The following is a 10,336-nucleotide window of genomic DNA, read 5'->3' as shown; positions in this document are numbered from 1 at the left end:
GAGAGCTTTTACTATTTTTTCATTTGAGTATTTCACTAATTTAATTCTCTTATCTATTCAATAAATAATAATACTATAACGATTTTATTGGAGGTTTTTTGATTCTATTTAACATAATGGCTGTTATGCGAAATTCCTAGCATATTCACCTTTTGTCTTATATCTTTGTTTTTACCAATAGGTAAAATATATTCATAACCTACATCGGAAAAGTAGGTAGTTAAGAAAAAAATTGCAGAGATTTATAAGCCTTATAGTAACGGGAGAGACTATAGGGCTTTTTATTTATCTTAATATTCATATACCTAATGGATTTGCTTTTCAACTAGTTCCAATTTGTTTAATGCTTGCCGTTTTTTATGATCATTATTAATCTTTACAACTAGAGCTAAAATAAAAACCATCACTAAAAAAACAAGGAAAATCAAATGCTTTTTCATCATTAATTCCGTCTTTTGATCTTTAAGAATGCCTTGCTCCTTTGTAAATAGATATGACATAAGGGAAGCACTGATACAAGCCTTTTTAAATGACTTTAGCAACTCGATAAACAGTTGCAACTCCACAATTCACTGCTTTGGCAATTTCTTCCTTAGTCATATTGCCAGCTGCTAGTAATTCTTTTATTCGTTTGTGCTTAGCCTCATTGGCTTTCTTACCTGTTGGCTTGTAACCCGAACGTGCCAAGCCCTGCTTAATACGTTCTATACGTTTCTCATTGTCCAGGCGGGCCATTGTTGCCAGGAGATCAATCAACATATTGTTGATGAGATCCAGGATTGAATGAGTAATGCTGTCACTGGTTTGAATCATTTGGTAGGTAGTAGGAAGATCTGCTACGACTAAACGAAGTCCCTTCTCCTGGATCCTGCGCTTCAGCTCTTGAAAATCCTGTTGGGTTAGGCGTGATAATCGGTCAATACTTTCAACCAACAAGGTGTCGCCTTGATTTGCTTCTGACAGTAGCTTATTCAATTCAGGTCGGTCTAACTTCGTACCACTATAGTTTTCCACGTACACAATGGTTTCGCCCAAATTCAAGTTTTGGTTTAGATCCTGAAGAATCTGCAAAGCCCTTTCTGCATCTTGATCTTTAGTTGAAGCTCGTAGATAAATACGTGTATTCATTTCTATCATTTAATCTTAATTCTATTAGATTAATGATAACAATATCATTTAATTATTGCATTAAGTCTAATGATAGATATTGTATGCGATTTGGCTCGCTATCATTCAGCTATACTCTTTTGATAAAAAAAGCATGACTAAAAGCCATGCCTTGGGAATTCGTATAACGTGTATTATGTTAATTTTAGTAGAACTAATAAATCTATATATTTGAAAATGTCATTTTACTCAATTAAATACTCTTCAGATATTTCACACTGTTCAACAAAAAAATGATCATGTGAAACTAAAATTACAGCGCCCTGATATTGGCTAATAGCCTGCGATAGAAGCTCTCTAGACTCAATATCTAAATGATTTTCTGGTTCATCAAGCAATAATAAATCAATACCATCAGGATAGTGACTCATTGCTAATAATGCGACTTTCAATTTTTCACCACCACTCAGTTCTGATAGTTTTAATAAAGCTTTTTCACGACGAATACGTAACTGACCTAACAAATTTCTCCACTCAACTTCAGTAAGATTGGAGTTATAAAGTGCAAGGTTTTCGATTACGGATAAATCATTATTTAATAAACTAAAGTTTTGATCTAAATACAAACATGTTCCACTAAAGAAAATATCATCACGTTGATGGGTAGAAATCAATTTCAATAAGGTTGATTTACCAATTCCATTAGCACCTTTAAGATGGATTTTTTCGCCAGCTTTCAATGCAAAATTAATTTTATTTGTTGCTGTATGGGGTAGCTTTAAATCATGAATTCTTAAAATCTCTCCTTGCTTCGTACTCTGTAAGTGGAATTCAAACTTCTGAGCTTTGATTTTTTCTACAATGGTCTGCCTATTAATCAGACTATTTTTCAAATCATCAGTTTGTCGAGTTTGTTGGGCACGTAGCTTACCTAAGCTTTGTCCAGCATTTTCCTTTTTGAAATCTAGAAAAATCTTTGCTTGAGAATTAGAATCACGAAGTTCATTGCCTTTAGATTGACGTTTATTCGCTTTCATTAAGCTATCATGTTGCCGTTGTTTTAACTGCTTTAATTCTTTTTTCTCATTATTAATAGACTGAGTTAATGCATCCATGTGTAGCTGATGCTGTTGAATGTAATGCTCATAATTACCTTTGTAGTGTTGTAAGCCTAATTCAGTTAAAGCATAAATATGTTGGACTTGATTGAGTAATTGGCGATCATGACTAATCAGGCATACACCACTAGGGTGTGCCAAAATACTCTCAATTAACCATTGTCTAGATGTTGAGTCTAAATGGTTGCTTGGTTCATCTAAAAGTAGATAGTGATCCTTTTTTAAAAACAAACGACATAAAGCCAGCTTTGTTTTTTGTCCTTCACTCAGTTTTTCTGTTGGAAAGTTCAAATCCGTAGGTAAGTCAGCATTTTCAAGTATATTTTGCCATTTTTGTGGTAAATCCCAGGTATTTTCAACTAACTCATAATCATCAAAACTAGCTGTATTGTTCTCTATACGCCGAAAAGCATGATGTAAATGATCTACCTCTAATGCTTGTGCAATATTTTCAGCATTAAGGCGTTCTAATTGTGCCAAATAATCATGTTGGATATTCCATGAAACTTGACCACTATAATGAATATCTAAAGCTTGGCTTTGATCTAATATTCTGAACAATAGGGATTTACCTAAACCATTACGTCCAATTAATGCAGAAACCTGTCCTGATAAAAGCGTAATGTTTAGCTGATCAAACATTTTCTGTGTAGAAAATTCTAAATTTAAGTTTGAAGCAATACATGCATGTTGCATAAAAAATTCCTCATGTAGAGGATATGCAAAATAGTGAAGATTAACTTATAAAAAACAATATATTATTTAGGATATAAAGTAGAGACCAAGAATATATAGCCACAAGTAGAATCTATTTTGCACATCAAAAGTTTAAAAATAATGATGAGAAAATGACTTACTTCATTGGCGTTACTCTTGGGAGGATGATTTGAATAAGGTTATTTTATAATGATAAGACAATCTGTCAAGCTTGTACTAAAGCTTCTAAAAGTTATTTAACATAATGGCGATTATACGAAATTTAGCGATTAGAAACCATTTATTACATCAAAAGTAATGAAAATGTAAAGATAATGCCTTATATTGTCTTTACATTATTGGTTTTTAGAGGAATTAACCATGTCCGCAGTCAATTTTAATATGCGTTTAGAAGAAGACTTGAGGGATAATGCAAATCATATTTTTGAAGAATATGGTTTAACAATGCCACAAGCATTTAAACTTTTTTTAAATCAGGTGGTGAAAACAAGAACTGTTCCATTAGCTTTTGACTATGCGAAAGAACCAACTCTGACCCCAACAGCAGTAGCAAAGTTGCTTCAATCTCTTAAAGAGATTGAAAATGGGGAGTACACCGAGTACGAAACAGTAGAAGAAGCAATCAAAGCCATGTCGGATGAAGCTCATGGCTAAACGAAAGATCATCGTAACCAACTCATTTAAACGAAATATTAAAAGACGTTACTTAGATTTAGTTACGGCTGAATGGGCTGAGGTACTGGACTGTTTAGTTGCTAATAGTCCATTGCCTGAAAAATACCTAGATCACCCATTAAAAGGTGGTGCTGAGTTTAAGAATTGTCGAGATTGTCACGTTAAACCTGATTTAGTCTTGATTTACAGGCTCGTAGGGGATGACATTTTAGAGTTACACCAGTTAGATAGCCATTCAGAGATTTTTGGCTAATTTTAGCTCGATGCTTTGAAATATGGCTTTAGCCATGTTTCAAAGCATCGAGCTACTTTACGCTAGTTGCACGATAAGAAAGTTTGAAAAGAAGCTAAGCATTGCATGGCCTTCAAAGAGTTCAATATGAGAATAAAAAATTTAGCTCAAATTTTTATAATTATTACATTGCTTACTGGTTGTATAGCGAAGTCCCAACCCGTATCTAACTCCATAGAGTCAGTAAAACCTATCATTTTTATTAAACATGCTAATTCTGGTTCAAGAGTAACCATTACTGGTGGGAAATTGCATGTAGATCCTTATGGTTGTATTCGGCTTGGTAGTGATACCGGTTCATTTATTATTTGGGCTAATAATCATGAGTTAGAATATACAAAGGACGGTAGGATTAGCATCACCAATAAATTTAATAATCATAAAGTTTTTATAGGTAATGAAATTATCCTTAGTGGAGGGCCGTCATCAGTAATACCAAAATCTGTTACTCGCTTTATTCCTGAAGTTTGTTCTACCTACGGCTATTGGATTGCTTCTCCCCTTTAAAAGTTATGTAAATGAGCCAGTCCCCATTTCCATCATAATTTCAACATAAAAACTCATATACAAATTTAGGTATTATTAGCTGATAAACCCTTTTTTTGATCTTTTTATATAAATCTTTCACGATATAGTAGAATACTATTAGATGACTAAATAAGATAAGCAAGCCTACCTGTATATACAAAATTCTTCGAATTTTGATATACAGGGACTTGTTAGGGGATTCCCCCTAAGACCCCAAGCCCATCACAGATGGGCAAGTCAACGTTGTTGCCTTAAAAGCAAAAGCTTGTGATGCGAATAGGATGAGAATATGCGAAGTAAAAATAAAATTTTCAGACTCACTGAGCTGCAGCTAGAGCAACTGGAGAAGCACATTGAAAAAGAAGAAACGACTTTTACAGACTTCATTCACTCTCTGATTCAACGTGAAGTTATGCAAGATGCCGTCACGGTTAGACAGCCCACGGAAGAAGAACTAAAACCACGGACCAAAATCAAAACAGTGATTGAAGTGGTCAAACGCTATCAAAAAACTGACCCTAGTGTATTGCTAGAGCTATCCAAAATTGGCAACAACTTGAATCAGATAGCCCGAGCGTTAAACATCATTAAAAATGCCGATCCACAAGAGCAACGCAAGTTAGATGTTTTCAGCATTTTTTCAGTTTTAAAAGGCATTCAAACCGAGTTAGAACAAATATTCCCTGCACTTCCTAAAATCAGCAGACAAAGCCCTGAACGGCTTAAAAAGCAGTTGTCTTCAGTACAACTGGCTGAGGAGGATGAAAGTGCATATTAAATTCTTAAACCACGGCAAAGGATCTGCTGCACACGCTTCAGCGTATGTTCTAGATAAGCTTGATCATCTTGGCAATGTTCGGGCAGGGGTCGAGGTTTTAAGAGGTGATGCGACTACGTTTAATGCAGTCTGTGATGCCAGTCCTCACCTTTGGAAATATACGAGTGGCGTGATTGCATGGTCAAAAGAAGATAATCCAACAAACGAGCAGATCCAAGAGGTTTTAAACGATTTTGAAAAACATGCTTTTTCGGGACTAGATCCCTCTCAGTATCACCTTTTTGCAGTGCTACACACTGATGATGATGGCTCAAAGCACATCCACGTTCTCGCACCACGCCTTGATATACAAAGTGGTAAATCACTCAATATAGCCCCACCTGGTCATGAAAAACATTTTGACTCACTGCGAGACTACTTCAACACAAAATATCAGTGGTCACGTCCTGATGACTTGCTTTTGATGCACACCACGCAAGAGCCAAATCACATTGCCAAGCTGAATGCCCAAGCAAAAAATATTCTTACAAGCCAAGACATTGAGACCCTCACAAAAAAGCAGTTTTGCAAGACCGTTGATAACTACGTCCAAACACTCTTAAAGACCCAAACAGCAGAAAACAGGGCAGATATTGTCGAGTGTATCGAGCAAGTCAAAGGCGTTGAGTCGGTCAGGCAAAGCAAAGAATTTTTAACGGTCACACTCACCAACGGCAAAAAACATAGACTTAAAGGCGATTTTTACAATGAAAAATTCGAAATTGGACTTTATTCAGAGCGTCTCAGAGCAGAAGCAGAAAGCCGACCAACTGCAGACGAGCTTGCACAGGCTATCCGAGACGCTCAAAGCATTCGAGATGACTATCGAGCAAAGCGAGGAGCCTATAACTCAAAACAGCATGCTTTTACAGCAAGTACAGCAGACAGCAATGGCTCTAGAATCGCATCTAAGCTCGATATTGACCGAAATATGGAATCTATCACCCCAAGCCATAAAAGAGACCACAGCGAGCTACAAAGCGCAAATAGACGCATTGTCGACTCAGCTAGCGAATATAGATATTGCGGAAATATCAAAAGTGAAATCGAGCATAGATTCGTTTTCAGTCTCACTTCAAGACCTCCAAGCGACCATAAACCGCCAGTTACTGAGCATCAAGATCGACCAACCGAGTCTAGAGAAATCTATTCAAACCCAAGTCGGGCAAGTCGTAGCGAGCCAAAGCAAGCAAATCAACAGTCAGTTCCAGAGCCTTTTGACGGAAAAATTGAACAGTCAGAGAGCACTTTACGGACTACTTGGGACAGTGATATTTACAGTGTTGATGTTTTTAATCAGTTTTTATTTCGCCTTTCAAACACGAACCCACGTAAAAACAATCGAAGCACAAAAGCAAATGATTCAACAGAACGCACAAGCGATAACAAACCAAATCAACTATTTGAACAGCCTACGGAGATAAGGCATGCAGAGCGAAATCGACCATTTTTTGACAGAGCAAAACAACTTATTGATGCAACAAAACAGCTTGTTAGCGGAGCAAAACAAGGTTTTGAATCAACAAGTCGATTCATTAAAGACCATCTTGACCGGCTACAGCGAAGTAGAGCAGGAATTACAGGGCAAAATCAGCATTTTGCAGGCGGAGAAACAGGCACAACAAGACTTGATCTTGGCACTCAAAGGCGAGCTATCCAAAATCGAGCAGGGGAGTTTTTCGCAGGATTTACAGCAAAACTTTCAAAGCAACTTAATGAGCCAATTACAAACGCAATTAACACAAGCCTTAAGCCATCTGAACTTAAGCAATATTGTGAACAGTATGGTGAGCACAGAACTCAGACCTATTCGACAGAAAATTACAGCTCAACAGACAGATCTAGAGCAGGCTCTCTTGAAGCTCTCACAACTCAAAGTATCAACCAGTATAGACGAAGACTTGAGGACTCAGGACAAGCGACTACAGCAGTTAGAAACAATGCTTGGAGACTTGATAACATTGATCAAAGGTTTGAGGAACTAACTGAATTAGTCAAAGATATTAGGATAAAGCCGCAACGAGCATCAAAGTTTAGCCTGAGGTATGACAATTACTATCCAAACTATAATATCGGCCATGAGAGACTTTCTAAAAAACAAGATGAGTTATACCGAAATAAAAACCAATTAGGCATTATCGACTGTATCGCTGAAAAGGCAGACAACTTGAAGCAGTATACGTCTCGTGCATCGAATAGCCTCAGTAGTTACGACTATGAAAAAATTGAAAAGATCATTAAAAATGATGAAATCATGCTCAAATATTTAAACTGTGAAATCATTTTAGAGCCACAAAATGATCGTTTAAAGTCTCAAAGACAGGCATATCAAAACTGTTTAGATAGCTTTAAGTACATAAAAATCTTTATTGCAGAGAAAAAAGCCCCTATCGCTGAAAAACATTTTTCACAGCCAAGCCCAGAACCTGAAAATAAACCACAACAGAATCGTGATTTCGATTTTGATTTTTAATCTAATTCAGCAAAAACAGTAATAAGGGGGGGATGAACGATAAATGGTTTATTCGCTCACACTCCGTTCGCTTTATTTTTTCCTTTGAAAGCAAATAAGTTTAAACCGAGCGAGTGTCCACGAGCGATTGAGCAATATCAAAATTTCGCCCTCGCTTTTTCCCTGATTACAAAGCTCCCTTTCGCATTTGAACGAGATTAGCCGAGCAAAGCGACTGTATGAACTTGGCTCCATGATCGAGCGTAGCGAGCATAAATGATTTATGAGCGAAGCGAATTCCGAGTTGCTTTTGTTTTTTCTTAACTTCACGTAAGTATTAGCCAAAAAATTGCCCCAACGAATCGAGCGAAAGCGAGATTCAATAGAGTTTGAGCGTAGCGAAAACCAAGGGCAATTTTTCATTCCCTGTGCTTTTAATTATTTTAAAGCTTTTAAATGCTTTTAGACATTAAAAAAATATTTAAAATTAATATCTTAAATTGTTATAAAGATAGGTTTAAGGGGTTATAAAGATAGGTTTAAGGGGTTATAAAGATAGGTTTAAGGGGTTATAAAGATAGGTTTAAGGGGTATTTGAATAGTTGGATTATTGACTATTTAAATTAGGCGGTATATAACCTAGTTAGATTAATAAGTAACCTTGGAATTATGACAAATACCAATAAGTTAGTTGTAAAGGATAATGCTCTTATTGATGCCTCTTTCAATTTATCCCTAATAGAGCAACGGATTATGCTTCTAGCAATAGTTGAAGCTAGAGAATCAAATAACCTTTCCCCAGATACCCCTATAGAAGTATCTGTGAGCGACTATATCTATCAATTTAAAGTGGATAGTAATAATGCTTATGCCCTACTTAAAGATGCTTCTAAAACGTTAAAGCGAAGAGAGTTTAGCTATTTAGATAGGTATAAGGGCATAGAAGCACTTTCAACGGCTAATTGGGTTAATAAAGTGACCTATGTTGATAAGAGCGGTTTGATTGTTTTATATCTTAGTCATGAAGTAATTAGCTTAATTAGTAAATTAAGTGAACAATTCACAAAATACTATATCGAACAAGTTTCTGACTTTAAAAGCAAATATAGTATTCGATTATATGAACTTATTATTAAGTGGTTAAGCGTTGCTAAGACTGAAAAATACAGTATCAATGATTTAAGATCAAAGCTTGGACTTGGTGTTGAAGAGTATTCAACTATGTCCAATTTCAAGTCTAATGTATTAGACAAAGCAATTAGTGAAATCAACAAACATACTGATATAACTGTAGATTATCAGCAATTTAAGAAAGGAAGAGTGATTACTGATATCCAGTTCTCTATTAAGTCTAAAGCTCGACCATCTAAACAAACTAACACTATCAAGCAATCTTTTTATCAAATGAATGATGCACAACTTAACTTATTTGGAAATCAGTTATCTCGTCTACATGAACTGTCTCATTTAGCAAATCAAGGTGAAAGCTATGAAGAATTAGCGATTAAAATTAAAGATATGCTCAGAGATCCAACACAGCAAAAACAACTTCTTCCACATCTTAAAAATCTAGGTTTTAAGGCTTAAGTACATTACAGTTCATGTAATGAGGGACTAAAACATAATTAAAGAACTATGCCTAAATTTACTGTTGCAGAATTAGCTAAAAAATATGGAATTGCTCGTACATCAATTTATGATCGTATGAAGAACGGTTCTATCAGTTATGAAATTGATGCGAAGAATCGAAAAGTGATTGATTTTAGTGAAATGCAACGTGTTTACGGTACGCCTAACAGTCAGGCTGATAGTAAGCCTGATAGTAAGGAAAACGACAACACTACAGTTGAACTGTACAAGCAATTAATTGAAGAGTTACGGCACGATAAATCAGTTGCCGAAGAGCGTGAAAGACGTATGTATAAGGAGATTGAGCAACTCAAAGATAAGATTGACAATCTAACCTTAGCACTTGGTTATACACCTAAAAATATTCAGCCTGACAGTGAGCCTGACAGTACAAATGAACAAGTCCGTACAACTACAGACTTACAAGAAACTGTACAGCCGTCACAAGTTACGCCAATAGAAGATAAGCCTATTCAGCAAACAACTACTGCTGTGCCACAACACAAAAAACGTGGATTATTTGGCCGTGTGCTAAATGCTGTTTTTGATCATGACTGAGCAATCTAGGGAGAGAAATCATGCCGAAACTGAAAGACATTGCCCTGGGCATTATTGTGGCTCCGCTGCTGATCCCGATTATGCTAATTGCATCGTACCAGGATAAAAAGGCACTGAAGAAAGAGTTGGATGAACGCCAAAAAGAAAAAGCCCAGGCTTCCTGATTATTCACCTGGGCTTATTAAAGCCGTGGAACATTGCTCAATAAGTAGGCGTGGAACGTGAAAAATGCATAAAAAAGCCCAACTGAGCATAGTTGGGCTTTTTAGTACACGATAAGGCTATGATTTAGAAAGATAAATAAAGAGCATTTCGCATAAGGTGTATTATGTTAATTTTAGGGAAATTTAAGAATCTCTATGCAATGGTTTATTCAATATTCTTTGATTTCTTATCTTTTAGGTTAATCAGAAATAGCCAATAACATAAGCCAGGAAATAGAG

10 protein-coding genes are annotated in these 10,336 nt (G+C 36.0%); 8 read left to right on the top strand and 2 right to left on the bottom strand.

Annotated elements, in window-relative coordinates; translation table 11 throughout:
- Positions 1-525: 525 nt before the first annotated feature.
- Complete coding sequence (locus tag FTU13_RS16850) at positions 526-1,137, bottom strand: recombinase family protein (RefSeq protein WP_004889724.1); 612 nt, start codon at positions 1,135-1,137, stop codon at positions 526-528.
- Between the two features lie 215 nt (positions 1,138-1,352).
- On the bottom strand, positions 1,353-2,921 hold the full coding sequence (locus FTU13_RS16845; protein ID WP_159124549.1) for an ATP-binding cassette domain-containing protein: 1,569 nt from the start codon (positions 2,919-2,921) through the stop codon (positions 1,353-1,355).
- Positions 2,922-3,302: 381 nt separating this feature from the next.
- Between FTU13_RS16845 and FTU13_RS16840 the strand changes: the two genes are divergently transcribed.
- From FTU13_RS16840 to FTU13_RS16805, 8 genes are all read left to right on the top strand, one after another.
- Positions 3,303-3,596: a type II toxin-antitoxin system RelB/DinJ family antitoxin gene (locus FTU13_RS16840; RefSeq protein ID WP_159124548.1), complete on the top strand. Its 294-nt coding sequence runs from the start codon at positions 3,303-3,305 to the stop codon at positions 3,594-3,596.
- Positions 3,589-3,870, top strand: a complete 282-nt coding sequence (locus FTU13_RS16835; protein ID WP_159124547.1) for a type II toxin-antitoxin system YafQ family toxin — start codon at positions 3,589-3,591, stop codon at positions 3,868-3,870. The genes FTU13_RS16840 and FTU13_RS16835 overlap by 8 nt, the downstream gene beginning before the upstream one ends.
- Before the next feature lie 126 nt (positions 3,871-3,996).
- A complete protein-coding gene (locus FTU13_RS16830; RefSeq protein ID WP_159124550.1) occupies positions 3,997-4,416 on the top strand; it encodes a hypothetical protein in 420 nt (139 codons plus the stop codon).
- A gap of 310 nt (positions 4,417-4,726) precedes the next feature.
- Positions 4,727-5,215, top strand: a complete 489-nt coding sequence (locus FTU13_RS16825) for a MobC family plasmid mobilization relaxosome protein (RefSeq protein ID WP_120403857.1) — start codon at positions 4,727-4,729, stop codon at positions 5,213-5,215.
- Complete coding sequence (locus FTU13_RS16820) at positions 5,199-7,727, top strand: relaxase/mobilization nuclease domain-containing protein (protein WP_180005389.1); 2,529 nt, start codon at positions 5,199-5,201, stop codon at positions 7,725-7,727. The genes FTU13_RS16825 and FTU13_RS16820 overlap by 17 nt, the downstream gene beginning before the upstream one ends.
- A 648-nt stretch (positions 7,728-8,375) precedes the next feature.
- Positions 8,376-9,293 (top strand): replication initiation protein RepM, encoded by a 918-nt coding sequence (gene repM, locus FTU13_RS16815; RefSeq protein ID WP_120403855.1) that lies wholly within the window; start codon positions 8,376-8,378, stop codon positions 9,291-9,293.
- A gap of 48 nt (positions 9,294-9,341) precedes the next feature.
- A complete protein-coding gene (locus tag FTU13_RS16810; protein ID WP_120403854.1) occupies positions 9,342-9,893 on the top strand; it encodes a plasmid replication DNA-binding protein in 552 nt (183 codons plus the stop codon).
- Positions 9,894-9,913: 20 nt separating this feature from the next.
- On the top strand, positions 9,914-10,057 hold the full coding sequence (locus FTU13_RS16805; RefSeq protein ID WP_162898103.1) for a hypothetical protein: 144 nt from the start codon (positions 9,914-9,916) through the stop codon (positions 10,055-10,057).
- Positions 10,058-10,336 lie beyond the last annotated feature (279 nt).

The sequence above is a fragment of the Acinetobacter sp. YH12064 genome, assembly GCF_013419735.1.
In the GTDB taxonomy this organism is placed as follows: Bacteria; Pseudomonadota; Gammaproteobacteria; order Pseudomonadales; family Moraxellaceae; genus Acinetobacter; species Acinetobacter amyesii.
The sequence above is the reverse complement of the archived record's forward strand: the minus strand, read 5'-3'. Positions and strand labels throughout refer to the sequence as shown.

Coding starts and splice junctions, on each gene's coding strand:
- FTU13_RS16850 (WP_004889724.1), bottom strand. CDS start 1,137: ATGATAGAAATGAATACACGTATTTATCTACGAGCTTCAACTAAAGAT.
- FTU13_RS16845 (WP_159124549.1), bottom strand. CDS start 2,921: ATGCAACATGCATGTATTGCTTCAAACTTAAATTTAGAATTTTCTACA.
- FTU13_RS16840 (WP_159124548.1), top strand. CDS start 3,303: ATGTCCGCAGTCAATTTTAATATGCGTTTAGAAGAAGACTTGAGGGAT.
- FTU13_RS16835 (WP_159124547.1), top strand. CDS start 3,589: ATGGCTAAACGAAAGATCATCGTAACCAACTCATTTAAACGAAATATT.
- FTU13_RS16830 (WP_159124550.1), top strand. CDS start 3,997: ATGAGAATAAAAAATTTAGCTCAAATTTTTATAATTATTACATTGCTT.
- FTU13_RS16825 (WP_120403857.1), top strand. CDS start 4,727: ATGCGAAGTAAAAATAAAATTTTCAGACTCACTGAGCTGCAGCTAGAG.
- FTU13_RS16820 (WP_180005389.1), top strand. CDS start 5,199: ATGAAAGTGCATATTAAATTCTTAAACCACGGCAAAGGATCTGCTGCA.
- repM (WP_120403855.1), top strand. CDS start 8,376: ATGACAAATACCAATAAGTTAGTTGTAAAGGATAATGCTCTTATTGAT.
- FTU13_RS16810 (WP_120403854.1), top strand. CDS start 9,342: ATGCCTAAATTTACTGTTGCAGAATTAGCTAAAAAATATGGAATTGCT.
- FTU13_RS16805 (WP_162898103.1), top strand. CDS start 9,914: ATGCCGAAACTGAAAGACATTGCCCTGGGCATTATTGTGGCTCCGCTG.